Origin of the sequence: Bradyrhizobium japonicum USDA 6, from assembly GCF_000284375.1 — a bacterium.
In the GTDB taxonomy this organism is placed as follows: Bacteria; Pseudomonadota; Alphaproteobacteria; order Rhizobiales; family Xanthobacteraceae; genus Bradyrhizobium; species Bradyrhizobium japonicum.
On record NC_017249.1, the window covers coordinates 7,324,222 to 7,341,397 of the forward strand.

General features: G+C 63.5%; 14 protein-coding genes and 2 pseudogenes. 3 read left to right on the forward strand and 13 right to left on the reverse strand.

Translation table 11 applies throughout. The annotated features are described in order from the left end of the window. Window positions 1-39: 39 nt before the first annotated feature. A complete protein-coding gene (locus tag BJ6T_RS34225; RefSeq protein ID WP_014497166.1) occupies window positions 40-513 on the reverse strand; it encodes a hypothetical protein in 474 nt (157 codons plus the stop codon). A gap of 283 nt (window positions 514-796) precedes the next feature. Here BJ6T_RS34225 and BJ6T_RS34230 point away from each other — a divergent pair, with 283 nt between their 5' ends. Next, a complete protein-coding gene (locus BJ6T_RS34230) occupies window positions 797-1,753 on the forward strand; it encodes a hypothetical protein (RefSeq protein ID WP_014497167.1) in 957 nt (318 codons plus the stop codon). 204 nt (window positions 1,754-1,957) lie between these two features. Here BJ6T_RS34230 and BJ6T_RS34235 read toward each other — a convergent pair whose 3' ends face one another. The 5 genes and pseudogenes from BJ6T_RS34235 to BJ6T_RS34255 all read right to left on the reverse strand — a co-directional run bounded on the left by BJ6T_RS34235 (window position 1,958) and on the right by BJ6T_RS34255 (window position 7,798). Then, window positions 1,958-2,161: a hypothetical protein gene (locus BJ6T_RS34235; protein ID WP_014497168.1), complete on the reverse strand. Its 204-nt coding sequence runs from the start codon at window positions 2,159-2,161 to the stop codon at window positions 1,958-1,960. A gap of 52 nt (window positions 2,162-2,213) precedes the next feature. Then, a complete protein-coding gene (locus BJ6T_RS34240) occupies window positions 2,214-4,028 on the reverse strand; it encodes an SLC13 family permease (protein WP_014497169.1) in 1,815 nt (604 codons plus the stop codon). A 143-nt stretch (window positions 4,029-4,171) separates the two neighbouring features. Beyond that, window positions 4,172-5,673 (reverse strand): annotated as a pseudogene (gene ggt / locus BJ6T_RS34245) (gamma-glutamyltransferase). A 256-nt stretch (window positions 5,674-5,929) separates the two neighbouring features. Further along, window positions 5,930-6,151 carry a hypothetical protein gene (locus tag BJ6T_RS34250; protein WP_014497171.1) on the reverse strand — a complete coding sequence of 74 codons (222 nt, stop codon included), beginning with the start codon at window positions 6,149-6,151 and terminating at the stop codon, window positions 5,930-5,932. Between the two features lie 12 nt (window positions 6,152-6,163). Further along, window positions 6,164-7,798 carry an L-lactate permease gene (locus BJ6T_RS34255; protein ID WP_014497172.1) on the reverse strand — a complete coding sequence of 545 codons (1,635 nt, stop codon included), beginning with the start codon at window positions 7,796-7,798 and terminating at the stop codon, window positions 6,164-6,166. 205 nt (window positions 7,799-8,003) lie between these two features. On the opposite strand from BJ6T_RS34255, the pseudogene BJ6T_RS34260 reads away from it, so the two are divergent. After that, window positions 8,004-8,294, forward strand: a pseudogene (locus tag BJ6T_RS34260) (DUF2130 domain-containing protein); the annotation flags it as partial. Between the two features lie 268 nt (window positions 8,295-8,562). On the opposite strand, the gene BJ6T_RS34265 reads toward BJ6T_RS34260, so the two are convergent. Together BJ6T_RS34265 and BJ6T_RS34270 are read right to left on the reverse strand one after the other, a co-directional pair. Next, a complete protein-coding gene (locus BJ6T_RS34265) occupies window positions 8,563-9,144 on the reverse strand; it encodes a hypothetical protein (protein WP_240537924.1) in 582 nt (193 codons plus the stop codon). Window positions 9,145-9,147: 3 nt separating this feature from the next. Further along, on the reverse strand, window positions 9,148-9,381 hold the full coding sequence (locus BJ6T_RS34270) for a carboxymuconolactone decarboxylase family protein (RefSeq protein WP_049812895.1): 234 nt from the start codon (window positions 9,379-9,381) through the stop codon (window positions 9,148-9,150). Between the two features lie 94 nt (window positions 9,382-9,475). Between BJ6T_RS34270 and BJ6T_RS34275 the strand changes: the two genes are divergently transcribed. Then, on the forward strand, window positions 9,476-10,096 hold the full coding sequence (locus tag BJ6T_RS34275; RefSeq protein WP_014497176.1) for a LabA-like NYN domain-containing protein: 621 nt from the start codon (window positions 9,476-9,478) through the stop codon (window positions 10,094-10,096). 356 nt (window positions 10,097-10,452) lie between these two features. Here BJ6T_RS34275 and BJ6T_RS34280 read toward each other — a convergent pair whose 3' ends face one another. Genes BJ6T_RS34280 through BJ6T_RS34300 form a run of 5 tightly spaced genes read right to left on the reverse strand, consistent with a single transcriptional unit; the run spans window position 10,453 to window position 17,122 of the window. Further along, on the reverse strand, window positions 10,453-11,115 hold the full coding sequence (locus BJ6T_RS34280; protein ID WP_028170474.1) for a LuxR C-terminal-related transcriptional regulator: 663 nt from the start codon (window positions 11,113-11,115) through the stop codon (window positions 10,453-10,455). After that, a complete protein-coding gene (locus BJ6T_RS46175; RefSeq protein ID WP_144038020.1) occupies window positions 11,115-11,429 on the reverse strand; it encodes a hypothetical protein in 315 nt (104 codons plus the stop codon). The genes BJ6T_RS34280 and BJ6T_RS46175 overlap by 1 nt, the downstream gene beginning before the upstream one ends. Window positions 11,430-11,432: 3 nt before the next feature. Continuing rightward, window positions 11,433-12,788, reverse strand: a complete 1,356-nt coding sequence (locus BJ6T_RS34285) for an HlyD family type I secretion periplasmic adaptor subunit (protein ID WP_014497178.1) — start codon at window positions 12,786-12,788, stop codon at window positions 11,433-11,435. A gap of 12 nt (window positions 12,789-12,800) precedes the next feature. Further along, window positions 12,801-15,368: a calcium-binding protein gene (locus tag BJ6T_RS42735; protein ID WP_014497179.1), complete on the reverse strand. Its 2,568-nt coding sequence runs from the start codon at window positions 15,366-15,368 to the stop codon at window positions 12,801-12,803. Further along, a complete protein-coding gene (locus BJ6T_RS34300; RefSeq protein WP_028170475.1) occupies window positions 15,365-17,122 on the reverse strand; it encodes a type I secretion system permease/ATPase in 1,758 nt (585 codons plus the stop codon). The genes BJ6T_RS42735 and BJ6T_RS34300 overlap by 4 nt, the downstream gene beginning before the upstream one ends. Window positions 17,123-17,176 lie beyond the last annotated feature (54 nt).

Sequence of the window (17,176 nt, forward strand, 5' to 3'; positions counted from 1 at the left end):
TGGCGGAAACGATATCGCCGATGCAGAGGAATTTTGGGGCTAGCTCTGACATCCCGTTGACAGGTTCAATACCTTGAACAGGCCATCGAAAACACCCGACCGGCAGGGCTTGACCTCCGCGACCGGATTGGCGCGCTTGGCATTCACAATTGCCTTGGACGTTTCCTTGGACCTTCCCTGCCCAGGCCGAGGTCTGGGCAGCACGACCGCGAATTTTCTTCCGCTTGCGGTGCGCTGGTGTGGCGCGATGATCTTCAAAGGCTGTTGCGCAACAATCGCTGTTTGATCCGGCGGAGGCATCGGTTTGCTCACGGAGACCGGCTGCGGAGGCGCTTCAAATTGCATGTGCGGGATTTCGAGCCGGTCTGCCGTCGTTAGCGTATCGGCTGAGACGCGTAACCCGACGGTCGCCTGAACGGGCGGCGCGTTCACGGGCTTTGTCATGCGCGGCGCCGTCTCAAGCTCCATCACCGCGAGTGTACTGAAGCCAACGAGGATGAGAGCCGCCTTCATCTGATTTCACGCTTTCCGAGCGAGACGCCTCGTTCAAAGCCTGCCGAAAAATAAGCTCCCGTACATCGGCGACCAATTGCAGACATCCAATAAGGCGGCTTGGCGGCAGAACTGAACCAGCCGGCGCGGCCACGGGACAAGATCAGAGACAGGGTTAACGCGGGTCATGCGAACCGGCCCCTTATGCGGACTGCTCGTTGTCGCCCACCGACCGGCACCTGAGGGCCCCCCTCGAGCCTGCAATGTGCTAATCTGAGCCGGCACTCAGCCCGGACGCTGCACCGTGACCGATGGTCGTCACCTGGCATGGACCGAGGAAAGCCGCTTCCGCGGTGCGCTCGACGACGTGATCATCATCCCGCTTGTTGTTGTCACGCTCGCCACGAACAAGATCCTGCGCTTCGTTCTTGCGATCTTGATGCGGATGCTTGACTACGCCTTCCCTTTTGCGATGCAGATTGTCTGGCTTCCGCTGTTCGCGGCCAGGGTTGTCGGCGATGTCATCGTGACTGTCATCAATGGCGCGGTGCGCTTGCTTCCCCTCTCCGCGGCGAAGCGTCGGCAGTGGGGCAGATCGATTCGCCGAAACTGGTTGTGGTTCCGGCGCAAGATCAGCTATCGGGCGTTCGAGCAAGCTGTGCATGATGCCTTTGAAGGCGGCATGGCATGGGTGTTCAGAACATGCCGGCATCTCACGCCGAACGCCGCATTGCTCGTGATCCTGTGCGCGGTGCTTTGGCTGCCGATCTCTTTCGGGGCGGCAACGGCGATGCACGCGATATTGTTTGCCAAGGTCACGTCCTGGCCAGCCTGGATGCAACTCCTGCATCCGCTCGCAACGGTCATCGCGAAGAGCAAGCTTCTGGTGCTACCGGTCTATCCGGCAGCCTGGCCGCAGGCCAGAAAACATCCACTCGTTCAGCTCGTCTTCAGGGGCTACGACATCATCAAGCGCGTGCATGTGATCAGAAAGGTCGGCCTTCGCTATCGGCAGGCAGAGATCGCCGGGACGGCAGCGGTTGAGAGGCTCGAGCGCATCGCCGGCCTCACGTCGGCGGTGCGGTGGTTGCGCGAGGCACACGTCGCAGAACACCTCGGCGTCGAGAAGCCCACTCAGGAATTGCGTTCCTTCTTCGCGCGATGGTCCATCAAGTTCTCGGCTGAATATTACGAAGCGAAGGAACGGCAAGCCTTAGGTGTCCCTTCATCAAACAGCAGCAAGCCGCAAACGCCGAGTTGATCATCAATCGCCAACGGCCCCACCATCCCGCCGTCGCTGCCCGCTCTCTCTTCAACAAGCAACGGAGAAGGCGATTCGACGAGCAACATCAATTGGCTGGGGCGGGAGGGATCGAACCTCCGAATGGCGGAATCAAAATCAGTTTGATTTTCCAATGGTCTTACAGAGCATTTGGAAAAACGGCCCAAATGCCCTGCAGCAATATCAATAGCTTGCCGGCCGTTTCCAAATGAAGAAGGCACCTTCGCGGAGTGGATTCGTTCCGAAAGGCAGCAGTCCGGCGGCGATCAATCCGCCAAGCACTGCCGACAGCGAGTGAATCCACTCGCGGGTCAATTGATACGACAGGATCGTCGGATCGCCCGTGTATGTCGTCTCGTTGACGAAGAGCAGCGCGATTGACGTCATTCGGCATGCGAACGCCGGTTGACAGGAGATTGCCGAGGAAGCGCGCGACTATTTAGTGGAACGGCCAATAGAGCGGGGTGACAATAACCGTCACGATGAGTGTCCAGATCAGGACGACCAAGCCGAGGCGCCAAAAGTCACCGAACTTGTAGCCGCCCGGCCCGTAAACCATCAGGCTCACACCGTTGGCGAACGGGGTCAGGAAGGATGCGCTCGCTCCCATCGCCACGCTCATCACCATCGGCAGAGCCGACACGCCCATGTCGCCCGCCGCCGCGAACGCGATCGGCATCATCACCAGGGCTGTCGAAGTGTTGGAGATGAACTGCGTGATCAGGGTCGCCGCCATGAAGAGACCGACGAGCACGGCGACCGGACCGAAGTCGCCGAGCAGGTTGACGATCTGATTGCCGATCATCTCGGCGGCGCCACTCTTCTCCATGGCGCGCGCTGGCGCGATCATGGCGCCGATCAATAGAACAGTGTTCCAGTCGATGCCGCGATAGATCTGCGGCAGGCGCACAACGCCTGTGATCACCATGAGGCATGCGCACAGGAAACACGCGATCGGCGCCGGCGTGATGTTGAAGACCAGGAGCACGACCAGCAGCGCCAGGATCGCGAACACGCGCTTCGTGCCCCGGCCGAGCGCCACCGCCTGCGTACGAACCTGGTCGGGCGAGTCGATGACCAGCAGCTGCGCACTGGAGAGGTAGCGCTCCAGGGCGGGCCAGCTGCCCTGCAGCAGCAGGTGGTCGCCCGAGCGGAGGGTGAGCCGCGGGCGGACCAGCTCGGCCCCGCCGCGCTGTACAGCCAGTATCATCACCTCATGGTCTTCGCTGGTCATACCGGGGAAGACGGTGCTCCCGATCAGAGCCGACCGCTCGGGGACGACGACTTCGGCCAACCCGGAGTCCCGCGAGAGGAGCACGTCGCCCAGCGCCGCTTTCTCGCCGTGCTCGCGCACCTCCACCCGCAGGTCGGCAGCCAGCCGGTCGACCTCGTGGCCGTCGCCGCGGACGAGGATCAGGTCGCCGGCCTCGAGCCGGTCGCGCTCGAGCGGTCGGTCATCTTCGTGATCGAGGAAAGCGACAGCGCGCACACCGACGTACGCGCTGATATCGAGCGCCTTGCGCGACGTACCGACGAGGGGTGAGGTGGCGGGCACCGCCAACTGGTGCAGTCCGTGCTCGAGGTTGTAGTGCTGCACAAGCGTGTGGGCGTGACCGCTGAAGTCGGCCGGGATCGACTCGCTCTTCCGCTCGGGCAGCAACCGCTGGCCGAGGAAGATGACGATGATGATCGACCCGATGAGCTGCGGCATGCCGAGAACGGACCAGGCGAAGAAGCCGATATGGCCGGCGCCGAACTCCTCGGCCTGCGTGGCGGCGATGACGTTGACCGGCGAACCGAGCATGGTGAGCTTGGCACCCTTCAGGCACGCCAGTGCGAGCGGGATCATCAGCTGCGACGGCGATATCCCTGTCCGGACTGCGATGATGACGGCGACCGGCAACAGGGCGGCGACGGCTCCGTTCATGCCGATCAGCCCGCTGAAGATCGCGGCGACGACCATGAGTGCGACCAACAGCGTGGTTTCGTTGGCGCCGCTGAGACGCAAGAGAAGTTGGCCTGCCCAAGCGCCGATCCCAGTCGTCTCGACTGCCACCGCGATGGCAAGCAGCGCGGCGATCAGGACCACCACCGGGTCACCGAAGCCGGTCAGAGCCTCTGGCATGGTGAGAACACCGGTGAAGTAGAGCGCCAGAGAGGCACCGACCGCGACGACGATCGCAGGCACCGGGTTCCAGGCGAACAGCACCAGCGCCAGGCCAATGATCGACAGCGTGATCGCAATGTCGTTCATGGGATCGCCCGGACTAAAGCGAAGTGACCTGCACGGCTCTCCTTATGAGAACGACGACGCGCAACGCGTTCAGTATTCACCCGGCGTAAACGTGCTCCATGGTGCATTCCTTTCTGCTCCGTGATGGTGTCCTTTCCTCACTCTCAGTAGCCCGATGCAGCACCGTCGCCGCGCGGATCGGCGCCGCCCTCGAAGAGCCCCTGTTCGTGATCGACGCGGATCGCGTGCGCGTGCCCCATGTTGTCGTTCCAGTCGGTGACCATCTGCACCGGCTGTCCCCGGCGCTTCAGCTCACGCACGACCTCATCGGAGATGCGACCTTCGAGCGACATGTTGCGCGACCGCGTGCCCCAGGTGCGGCCCATCAGCCAGCGCGGGGCTTCGATTGCCTGCTGGACGTCGTAACCGAAGTCGACGATGCGTGTGACCAGCGCGGCCTGTGATTGCGGTTGACCTTCGCCGCCCATCGATCCGAAGGCGAGATAAGGCTTGCCGTTTCGCAGGAGCAGCGCAGGAATCAACGTGTGGAACGTCCGTTTGCCGGGCAGCAAATGGTTTGGATGATGCTCGTCGAGCGCAAAGAAGGCGCCACGGTTTTGCATCAGGATGCCGGTGTCGCCGGCGATCACGGCGCTGCCGAAGTCGTGATAGATCGACTGGATCAGCGACACGACCATTCCGTCCCGGTCGGCCGCGCAGAAATAGCAGGTGTCGCCATCCGGCGCGCGGCGCGCGTGCTGATGCTCATAGGGAATGCCGGCCGGCACTTTGGCAATGTCCTGGGCGCGTTCCGGATCGATCAGCCTGCGCCTCTCATCGGCATAGCCTTTCTCGATCAGCCGCTCCACGGGGATCTTCACGAAGCGCGGATCCGTCAGCCATTCCTCGCGGTCCGCAAAAGCGATCTTAACCGCCTCAGCCATGTGATGATAATAGTCGGCGCTGCCGTCGCCCCAGGCGACGACGTCGTAGCCTTCGATCATGTTGAGGATTTGCAGCGGCGTGAAACCCTGCGTGTTCGGCGGCATCTCGTAGACGGCGTAGCCGCGGTAGGTCGATGTGATCGGCTCAACCCACTCGGCGTGATAGTTGGCAAAGTCGTCCGGACGCAGCGGTGAGCCCTGGGTCTGCAATGCCTTGCAGACGCCTTCGGCGATCGCGCCGTCGTAGAAGCCGGCGCGTGCGCCCTTGCCGGCGATGGATTCCAGCGAGCGGGCGAGATCGGGCTGCAGCAGGCGCTGGCCCTCGCGCGGGACGCCTTTCCCCGGCAGGAAAATGGCCGCCGTCGCTGGATATTTTTTAGGGTGGGTTCATCCTGGGCCAGCCAATCGGCCAGCGAGCGGGTGACCGGGACACCATCCCGCGCGTAGACGATTGCGGCATCGAACAGCTCGCTCCAGGGCATCCGCCCAAACCGTTCATGCGCCACGTGCCAGCCATCGATCGCGCCGGGAGTGGTCAGGATGCTGAGAGGGCCGCGAGCCGGAATCTCCCCATTCTCGCTTCGCGGCCGATAGTAATCGAGCGTTGCCAGACGAGCGGATGGGCCGCTGGCATTGAGTCCATGCACATTTCCATTTGGTTCGGCGATCAGCCAGAAGCCGTCGCCCCCCAATCCGGCCATGTGGGGATAGGCAACGCACAATACCGCGTTGGCGGCTATGGCGGCATCTACGGCGCTCCCCCGCGTTGTAAAATCTCCAGGCCTGCGGCGCTGGCGAGATAGTGCGGAGTCGACACGACGCCGCGTGGTGCGCGCGTCGAAGGACGGCCAGTGCGCGGACCGTTCGGGCTACTCATGATCGCCTCCTTACTCTGCTTACCTCCGCCAAACCCAGCGCGGCGACGTCGGCTTGCGCTCTTAAGAGACTTGAGCCGATGCGAGCGTGTCAGCTGCGGGGTTAGGAAGTTCGGTCATCATACTCCATGCCGACATCCCGGATTTTGTCGCCGGAATGATCCATGTAGCGCGTCATGACCGGCACGACGCCGCCGGCGATAAGGCTGATGAAGCCGATCGACCACACCAAGTAGTAGCCTGCCGTCGTGCCCCAGCTCGTGATGGGGAATGCTGCGATCAGGAGTAAGAGGGCGAGGGTCTCAGCCTTTAGCTTTTTATCCATGATGCGCTCCGTCTATCGCGCAAAAACCACGAGCGCGACCGTTGCGAGACCTGTTAGGACCGCAACGAGAACGGTCCAAGGCATCGTGATGCGCAGAACCGCTCCTTCCTGGCCTTTAACTCCGGCGACGCTTGTGCCCAGCACGACATTGGCGGGAGCGATGGCATTGCCGTAGGCACTTCCGGCCGCTTGCGCGGCAATGATGGTTTCTCGGGACATCCCGTGCAGCTGAGCCACGCTACTCTGGACACCTCCGAAAAGTACGCAGGAGGCAGTGCTGCTGGACGTCATGAACGCGCCAAGAGCGCCGATGACGCTCGCGATGCCCGCGTACACGAGCGGCGGCGAGGCGGCGGCAATGCCGTAGGCGAGGGTCAAGACCTGGCCGCTATGATCCAGGATGCGGCTCGTCACCAGGAATGCGATCACCGGGACCGAAGCGGGCACCGCATCGATGAGCAGTGCAGACCAAATGCTCTCGGGTGTGTGTCGGTCCGCCCAGGCGCGGTAGTAACCGCCCGCGCCATATACAATCCAGACTAAGATCGAGGTGACGAGCAACATCATCCCGGGATGGGTGAACACACTGATCGGCGCATAACGTGCGACTGCCGCATTCTTGACGCCGAAGCCGGTTTCGACGGTTGGGAACGGCAGTCCGATCTGAACCTGCCGCAGCATTGCATTGAGCGGCGGGATTAACAACACACCGAGCGTTACGACCGTCAGCACGATATACGGCAGGCACGACATCCCGAGGCTCATGACTGGTGCCGCCTCTTTTTGTTCGTTCGCTCGTGTCTGCGTCATGGCCGGCCGTTCGGGAATCTCCTCTATCGGAATCGGCTCGCCGTATTTCTTCCAACGGGACAACGGGTAGAGCGCCAGAAGCGCCGCCGCAGCAGCCAGGAAGGTCGACAGCTCGGGGCTGAACAACGCGACCAGGAGTTGTCCGACGCCGAGGATCGTGCCGAGGATCAGCACTAGCGGCCAGGCATGGCGCACGGCCGGTCCCCTGCCGTAAACCCATACGATCAGGAAACCGCCCAGATAGGTCGGTATGAGGATCAGCAGCGCCGACTCAAAGGCGGTCCTGACGACGTTTTCCACCTCGGAGACCCTCAGCAGTGCTAGCCATCCGACTCCAAGAGTGCCGAAGAACCGCGCCCAGGCGTGTGCGAGAACGCCCATGGCTACAGCGTAGACCGGTTTCACGCCTACTGTGATCAGCAGCGGCACGACGACTGCGACGGGTGCACCAAAGCCCGCAATGCCCTGGAGAAACGACGCAAACACCCAAGCCAGCGCCAGAATGATGAAAAGATCGTTCCGACTGAACCTGGAGATCCCTTGACGCAGCGCATCGTACGCGCCGGCCTGCTTGGTGATCTGATATAGAAGGAGCGCAGGCCAGATCACATAGAGAATGAAGATGGCGTCCCAAACGCCTTTTGCACTGGCGACCGCCAAGGTGTTCCATGGTGTGCGGAAGGCGAGGAGCGCCACGATGCCGGCAGTAAACATTGCCATCGGCCCTGCTTCCGGGGCGCGCCAACGCAAAGGCACAAGGAATACCAAGAGCGCGACGATCGGCAATATCGCCAGCACCCAGTGCAGAAGGTCGACGGGGACCTGAGTGGTCGCCATGCGTTCCTCCCCAGCTACGCCGCGTGGCCGCAGGCCGGTAGCTCAACGCGCATAGTTTAACTCGCGCCACGCCAAGTTGAAAGCAATTTCGTGAGAAGTTCCTCGACGGGCCCGGGTTAAGAGTTCAACTCCGAGCGTCTCGGAAGTTTGTAGGCCACCAGCGCGCAGCCGAAGCGGAGGTCGCCCTCATTGTCTCCAGCGCGTTGAAGGCCAGCAGACCAAGATGGAGATGATGTACAGCTATTTGACTGGCCCCCGCTTCCGTCACCGGATCGATGCCATCGTCGAGAAGTTCACCGACATGCAGGCCGACCTCGATCGCGAGCGCAAGACGATGATGCGACTGTGGGCGAAACGGGAGGAACAGCTTCGCGGCGTGCTCGACTCGACCGCCGGCCTCTATGGCGATCTTCAGGGCATTGCTGGTCGGGCGATGCAGGAGATCGAAAGTCTCGATTTGCTGATGATCGAGGCGAAGGGCGAGGCAGCGGAGTAGACCATAGCTTTATGCAGCTGAACGAAGCACTGATGAGATTTGCGACCAAAGCTTATCAGTCGTGAGGCGGCTCGAAACCGGACACCGACCGATGAGCACGGTTCGGGCGTCATCCCCTTGGAGACACGGGTATCGAGCAGGATCATTCGAAGCGCTTCGGCCAGCGGGGCGCGCGTCGCCGCCATGTTCAAGCGCCCCGACATCAGCATGAGCGGGCTCGCTGGCTGGGGCGGGAGGGATCGAACCTCCGAATGGCGGAATGCTGCGCCTATTGGGATTGCAACGGAGCATATGTGCTTCTTCGCACAAAGAACTGTTCGAACAATCTATCGTCGCCGATATCTCTGGCTATTTCTCTCAACGCGAAGAACGGCATCAATGCGACGAACATGATTAGGCCGAAGACAAGAATTTCCTTTGCACTGCCAGCGCCTGACGCAGCGAGGCTGTCAGTGATCGGCTTTCCATGCCACGCTCCTGCGAGGATCTCCTCAATGAGGTGGAACAAAATCAGCATCAGAGAAAATACGGCAGACCTGTATGTGATCGGGTAGACTAAGGGTCTGCTCTTGAGATTGTCTGCGACGTTGAAGGCTTCGGCGAAATAGATGACCTTTGCCAGCACCAGAGCATTTATGACTGCGAATCCCTGATGATAGAACGGGTCAGGCAGGTTCAGAATGATTGACTTGTGAAGGGCGAATAGGCCGAGCAGGACCCAGAGATACGCAAATATCCAGAAGAGTCTCCTCAGCTCTCTGAGGCCTTTCTCCTTGAACTGGTTGAGTTGATCGCCGACCATCGTCCGACCTCCCGACACCCAATACCTCTCGGCCATGTCCGCCAGCAAAGATCATTTCCTTCCGACCGATGTATCTTTGTTTGCTGGCCCCGACATCACGGACGCCATCTTGAGGACCGTGAGAACTTCATCCCGCGTCGTGCCCGCTTCCAGCGGGGCGCGAATGTGACGGCGCGTGCCCTCCGGGTTGAGGTTCGTGCAGGCGGCATTGAGGGCGATGCCGACCAGTTCGATGAACTTCCGAGGCAGGACCTCCTCAGCCCACGGATTGGTTGTCATCTTCATACACGCCGCAGTCCAGGGTCCCATTCGGCGAGCTTCCCAGTGTGGACGTAATTTCGCTCAGCTATGATTTCGCACTTCGCTCGGAACGGCAGCCATGTCACCTTCTGCCACTAACAAGATCGCGCTCTTCATCGATGGGGCCAATCTCTACGCGACGGCGAAAACTCTGGGCTTCGACATCGACTACAAGCGCCTGCTGAAGGAGTTTCAGAGCCGCGGGACGCTGTTGCGGGCGTTCTACTACACCGCGATCATCGAGGATCAGGAATACTCCTCGATCCGCCCGCTGATCGACTGGCTCGACTACAACGGCTACACGGTCGTGACCAAGGCGACCAAGGAGTTCATCGACGCCTCCGGCCGCCGCAAGGTCAAGGGCAACATGGACATCGAGCTCGCCGTGGACGCCATGGAGCTCGCCGAGCACATCGACCAGATGGTGCTGTTCTCGGGTGACGGCGACTTCCGCTCCCTGGTCGAAGCCGTCCAGCGCCGCGGCGTCCGGGTCACCGTGATCTCCACCATCGCGAGCCAGCCGCCGATGATCGCCGACGAGCTGCGCCGCCAGGCCGACGTCTTTACCGACCTCGTCGAGCTGCAATCCAAGCTCGGCCGCGCCCCGTCCGAACGCCCTGCCCCGCGCGACCGCGGCGAGGGACGCGGTCATCCGCCAAAGTTTTTACAAGAGCCCAACGGGAATGACCCTCCCGAGTAAACTCTTTCGTTAAGCATGCGGCCCATCTCCGGTACTATCAGCGTAGGCCACGCCATGTTATAGCGCGATAGTGAGATACGGGAATGACGTCCGCAAACCTGACCAGGACCGAACGCGTTATTTCTCCCGCAAACGAGACTTCTGCAGTTTGATCGATACGAGAGAGTGATCCCCTTTTCCAAACTAAAACCGGGATCTCCGGAAGGGCTCGGTCTTGTCGGCGCATTTCGCCTTCTTCGGCCCGAAATTTCCGGTTCCGACGCTGCAGGGTAGGTGTCCGCTGCCGGAAGCATACGAACAGGCTTCGGGCGAAGGACTGAACCGGCCGGGCGGGCAGTGCGAATCTTTTTCCTGTTTCAGGCGTCGAGCGACTGGAGTCGGTACTCGGACATCTTCTGGGCGGCGATGATGACCTCGACCCTGTTCCTGGCCTGCATCTTCTGCATCAGCTCGGTCATGTAGTGCTTGACCGTCTTCTCGGTGATGCGAAGCGTCGCGGCGATTTCCTTGTTGGTCATGCCACGCAGCAGCAGCCGGACAATCTGTCCCTCGCGCTGACTGAGCTTGATGGCCTCGGCGACGCGGTGGCGGACGTCGATGTTGCGGAGCGCGTCGATCACCCGGACGGCGAAGCCCTGGGTGATGTAGGTCTCATCCTTCAGCACGGCCCGGACGGCGGCCATCAACTCGTCTGCCGAGGAGCGTTTGAGGACGTAGCCATGAGCGCCAGCATCGAGCGCCCGGACGGCATGGTCGACGCCGTGCTGTGAGGTGTAGGCGACGATCTTGATAGCAGGCAGGACGTTGCGGATAGTGCGGATGGCGTCGTAGGTCTCGTCGGGGACGGAGGGGCTCAGGATCATCAGCTTGGGGACATGAAAACGGGCCAGCCGGACCATGTCGGCGGCGCTGGCGCCGGAGGCGACGATCTTGAAATCGGTCGGCGCCGAAAGAAAGGTCGTGAGGGCCGTCATCATCAAAGGTTGGTCCTCAACAATCGCGATCGTAATATCGCTCATCAAACCCACCCAAAAGAGCCATCATTTAAACTTCCGCCGGTGGAGAACGACGGTTCCAAGGCATTCACGAGGAAAGAAAAATCCCCGAGCCCGAAAGAAAATACCAATTCGTGGAATCCGTCCTTGGATATTCCGGAGGTGTGGCAAGATGCCCGGGCTGCGGTGCTGGGCCGGAAGGCCTCCGAAACCCCGCCGAATGTCGCCGGTTCGCGGTTTCCGACGCTCCCCTTCGCTGAAAGGTTAACGTAAGGAACCCCGGCGGCCACCGCGGCGGTCGATACCGTCCTCGGTGTGTCGGCGGGGAAATTCGTCATGCCTCAGCGCTCCCGAAAGGCGCGGGTCATCTGGTCGGTGACGGGCTTGGCCAGGTAGGAGGCAGCGGTGCGCTCTTGGGTCGAGACGAAGACCTCCGCCGGCATGCCGGGAACTAGCTTCAGTCCCTTGTAGTGTATCAGGTCCTCCTCGGCTGGAAGCAGGCGGACGTGGGCGATGTAGTGCTCCTGGCCGTTGGACGGATCCCGGGCTGAGGCCGGCGACACCATCGCGACCTTGCCCTTCAGCTCCGGCGTGGTGGCGCGGTTGAAGGCGGAGAGGCGGATGCGTGCCGGCTGTCCAACCCTCACCTGGTCGATGTCGGCCGGCGAAACGCGAATCTCGAACTTGAGGTCGGCATTCTCCGGCACCACGGTCGCGATCTTGGCCGCCGGAGTGATGACGCCGCCCACCGTGTAGGCGAACAGTTCGTTGATATAGCCGGACGCGGGGGAACGTATCTCGGTGCGCGACAGCCGGTCCTCGATGGCGAGCTTGCGCTCCTGAAGCTCGGCGATGCGCGCTTCCACCGTGCGCAGGTCCTTCTGGGCCTCGGTCGAAGCGTTCTGGTCCACGGCGATGATCTGCACGCGGATCTCGCTGGTCCTCACCTTGGCACGGGCGATGCTCGCCTGGATCTCGCCCTGCTCGCCCATGATGCGGGCGTAGTCGCGCTGGGAGGTATAGACGCGCTGGTACTCGACAATCTTGCGCTCAAACAGCGACTGCAACTTCTCGCGCTCGGCGCCGACGAGCCTGCCCTCCTCTTCCTTGGCGGCGAGGCGGGCCGCCATGCCCCTGATCTCCTCGCCGGTCTGGGCAATGCTGAGCTCGAGCTGCTCCTTCTGGCTGTCGCGCGCGGTCTTGTTGCCGGCGAACAGACGGGCCTCGCCGTGGATTACCGATCCAGCGGTTGAGGGGAATAAGGCGTGCATGTCGTCGGGAAATTCGACTGACGTCAGGTTGTCGCGTTCGGCCATCAGGCGGGCGCGGCGCCCGAGTGCCTCTACCAACTGAGCGCGCACGATCAGATGCTCGGCCTTGATCTGGACGTCGTCGAGGGTCGCCAGCACCTGGCCTTCGCGAACCTGGTCGCCCTGGCGCACCGACAGCGTCTTGACGATGCCGCCGTCGCGGTGCTGTACCTCCTTGAGGTTCTGATCGACCTTGACCGTGCCGGCCGCGACCACCGCGCCCTCCAGCATCGCCCAGGCCGCCCAGCCGCCGCAACCGGCGACCAGCAGCGCGCTCAGCACGATGCCGGCGACGATGCGCGGCCACAGTCGCAACGGCCGTTCGCGAGGCGCGTCCATGGCAGGATGCTCCGGGCGGACGAGTTCGGATACATCGACATGCTTCATGGCTTCACTTCCTCAGGAATGGATCGATGAGAATTGCAGATGGTGGTGGCCGGCGACCTCGATCGTCATGCCGTCTCCGTCGTCGTTGCCGTAATGGACGTCGATGGCGGTATACTTGCTGTTGGCGAGCTCCTCGAAGCGGAAGCGCACTGGGCGATTGTGGCCGCCGTCGTTCTCCTCGAGGTAGATCTGTTCGAACAGGTCGGCGACCTGCTCCTCGGCGTCGCCGCCTTCCTTGATCGTAATCTGATAGGTCGCGGCCACGATCTTGTCGCCGACCGTGAAGTCGGTGATCTTCTTCACCACGTCCTGCTGCTTGCGGCCATCGTCGTCGCGCTCGAACTGGAAGCAGTCGTCGCCGGCGCCGCCGGTCAGGACCACGGGGCCGCTGCCGGCGATGATCACATCGTCGCCGGAGCCCGCGATGATCTCCTCGAAACCTTCGATCAGGTCCTTGCCGATCTCGCGTCCCATGGCGGTGCCGCTGCGCAGATCGATGGTGACGGTGACGGTGGTCGCCGAATAGTCCAGGGTGTCCTGGCCCGAATTGCCATCATAGGCGTCGTCGGCGCCGTCGACCGACGCCAGCACGACGTCGTCGCCGAAGCCGCCGTCCACCTTGTCGGCTCCGCCGCCGTCGGCGATGGTGTCGTTGCCGGCCCCGCCGGCAAGAGTGTCGGCCCCCGCACTCCCGGTGATGACGTCGTCGCCCGCGCCGCCGACGACGATCTCGAACTCCGCGATCGCGTCCTCGCCGATGTCCTCGCCGGAGGCCCGGCCCGAGGCGAGGTTCACAGCGATCTTCCCGATGGCCGAGGAATAGTCGAGGGTGTCGGTCCCGGCACCGCCGTCGAGGCTGTCGTCCGTGGCATCGGCCACAGCGAGAACCAGATCGTTTCCGGCCTCGCCGGCGACCGCATCAGATCCGCCGCCATCCGAGATCGTGTCGTTGCCGGTTCCGCCGGTCAGCGTGTCGTCGCCGGCGCCCCCGGCCACCACGTCGTTTCCGCCGCCGCCGTTGATCGAGGCCGAAGCCGATCCGGCGGCCGTGAGGGTATCGTCGCCCGCGCCGCCGATGACGATCTCGAACTCCGCGATCGCGTCGTTGCCGATGTCGGTGCCGGAGGCGGTACCCGAGCCCAGATCCACCCCGATCGAACGCGTAGCCGATGAATAGTCCAGCGTGTCTACGCCGGCGCCGCCAGCGAAGCCGTCGTCCGCGGCATCGGCGGCCGCCATTACGATATCGTTGCCCGCGCCGCCGGTAACGACGTCGCTTCCGCCACCGTCGGCGATGATGTCGTTGCCGCTTCCACCGGACATCCGGTCGGCGCCCTCGCCGCCGTCGAGATGGTCGTGGCCGTCGCCGCCCTCAAGGGTGTCGTCACCGGCTCCCGCCAGCAAAACGTCGCGGCCCGCGCCGCCGTCGAGGTGGTCGTCTCCCTCCTCACCCAGCAGGGTGTCGTCGCCTTCGTCGCCCCACAGACGGTCGTCGCCGGCGCCGCCGAACACCACGTCGTTGCCCGTGCCCGCGAACACGGTGTCGTTGCCGTCGCCCGCATAGACCACGTCGTGACCCGTGCCCGCCAAAATGTGGTCGTCTCCGACCCCGCCCGAGATCCGGTCGTTGCCGCCTCTGGCGTCGATGTTGTCGTCTCCGCCCAGTCCCACGATGGTTTCGGCGCACTGGGTGCCGAGCAGGATGTCGTCGCTCTCGGTCCCGACGATGGGCGGCGCCTCAACCACATTGAAGTAGGCTGTCTGCATGACGATGTGGGAGCCGTCGCTGATCGCGTAGGTCAGCTTGACCTCGCCGAGCATGTTCGGCGCGCGGTCGAATTCCCAGCCGTCCTCGGTGCGGACCAGAGAGCCAGAGGAGGAGAAGATGCCGACCACGGTCAGATTGTCGCCGTCCGCATCCGTAGCGCCGGCCAGCAGCGCCGCCATCGATATCGCCAACCCATGGCAGGCCACCACGTCAGGAAGATGCACCGCGCCCGAGACGCGGGGCGCGCGGTTGCGGTGATCCGGCGCCGGCGGGTCGCGCGGTCTGTCGCCGCCCCCAACTCCTCCGCCTCCTCCGCCGCCACCGCCACCGCCACTGCCACCACCGGAGCCGGAGTCCTCTTGGCGAGGCCGGTGGTTGTCGTTGGCGACCTTTGGACTCGCGCCGGCCCCCTTGTTGTTCAACTCGGGCTTGTCGGTGCGCGCCCGGGCGCTGAAATCGGTCGCACCGCCGCCTACGGCGCGCTCCTCCTCGGCGCGCGCGACGATCCTGCCCTCCTCGGTCCAGCCCGACGACCGGGGCGGCTCAGGCTGCTCCTCCGCGGGTTCCTCGGCCGCCGCGAGCGCGTCCTCCTTGAGGTTCTCCTCCCCGCCCGAGCCGCGGACCTTTTCACGGTCCTCGCTTGCCCCCAGCTTCGTTGGCAGGAAGCTCTTGAGGTAGGCTGTGCAGGATCCGACGATGAGCAAGAAGATCAGCGGCACGAAGCGGCGGCTGCGATCCTGCTTCTCTTCGTAGTCCTCGCGGCCGGGGGCAGTCTCGACGGTGGACTTGCGGGTGGCCTGGACGTTGATCATGCAGGCCTCCGCATTTGGGCTTCTGCGGGAATCGTGCCGGCCGGGGTCGGCGCGGAAGACTGCAGGACTGGAGTCATGATGTCCTGCTTCTTGCCGAAGGCGACCATGCGGCCGGCCTGGACGATGGCGACGAGATCGACCGCCACCAGCGCGCTCGGGCGGTGCGCGATCACGATGGCGATGCCGCCGCGAGCGCGGATGCCCTCGATCGCCGCGGTGAGCGCCGCCTCACCCTCGCCGTCGAGATTGGAGTTGGGCTCGTCCATCACCACCATGAAGGGATTGCCGTAAAGCGCGCGCGCCAGCGCGATGCGCTGGCGTTGACCTGCGGAAAGCGCGCAGCCCTGCGGCCCCAACCTCGTGCGATAGCCCTCCGGCAGCCTGACGATCATCTCATGGACGCCGGCCGCCTTGGCGGCCTCGATCACCTTGCGGGAGTCGGGCTGGCGCTCGAGGCGACAGATGTTCTCCTCCATGGTGGTGTCCATCAGCGCGACCTCCTGGGGGAGATAGCCGATGTGCCTGCCGAGGTCGTCCTCGCGCCACTGGGTCAGGTCGGCGGCGTCGAGCCGCACGCTGCCACGCAGCGCCGGCCAGATGCCGGTCAGCGCGCGCACCAGCGTGGTCTTGCCACCGGCGCTGGGGCCGATGATGCCGAGCGCCTGGCCGGCCTCGAGCTCGAAGGCGACTTCGCTCAGCACCACCTGTCCGGTCCCGGGGACTGCCACGGTGATCTTCTCGACGGAGAGACGGGCGGTGGGGTCGGGCAGCCGCATCGGCTCGTCGGCGGAGGCGAGCGCGATGACGGTGTCGCGCAGCCGCTGGTAGGCCATCCGCGCGGCGATGAAAGCCTTCCAGTTGCCGATCGCGAGGTCGACGGGGGCCAGCGCGCGCGCCGAGGCGACCGAGACCGCGATGATGGCGCCAGCCGAAAGCTCACCCTTGATGGTGAGGTAGGCGCCGAGCCCCAACAGGGCCGACTGCAGCACCATGCGTAGCACACGCGAAACCGCGGCGAATCCGCCGGTGATGTCGTTGGCCCTCGTCTGCAGATCGAGATGCTCTGCATTGGCCTCGTTGAAGCGGCCGACGGCGCGGCCTGCGAAGCCCATCGCCTTGAGCACCTCGGCGTTGCGCGCGTTGCAGTCGGCGATGCCGTTGCGTTCCGTCGCCGCCTTGCGCGTCGACACGATGAGACGGCGGGTCATGACCTCGCTGACCACGGTGAGCACGACGAGGACGAGCGCGCCCGCGAAGGTCAACGCGCCGAGCATCGGATGAAGGAAGTAGATGAAGGCCAGATAGATCGGCATCCAGGGCAGGTCGAACAACGCCGAGGGACCCTGGCTGCCGAGGAAGCCACGGACGGTGTCGACGTCCCGCCCGCGCTCCAGCGCTTCGGAGGTGGAGAAGCCAAAACGCGGCATGTCGATGGCGACGCGATGCGCCAGCGGCGCGATCTTGCGGTCGATCCGGGCGCCAACCCGCACCAGCACCTGGGAGCGGACGACGTCGAAGGCACCCTGGAATAGATAGAGCCCGATCGCGAGCACCGAGAGCATCATCAGGGTGGGGATGCTGCCGCTGGTCAGCGCACGGTCGTAGATCTGCATCATGTAGACGGAGCCGGTGAGCGCCAGCACGTTGATCATGCCGGAGACCACGAAGAGAAACAGGACGATGCTGCGGAAGCCCCTTGTCAGCTCGGCCAGGCGCCGGCGCTTCGCGGGTGTCAGCTCTTTCGGTTTGGCCATTTGTTTGGATGCCCTCAGGTGCGAGGAACGGAAATCTGGCCGGAACGGGAAGAT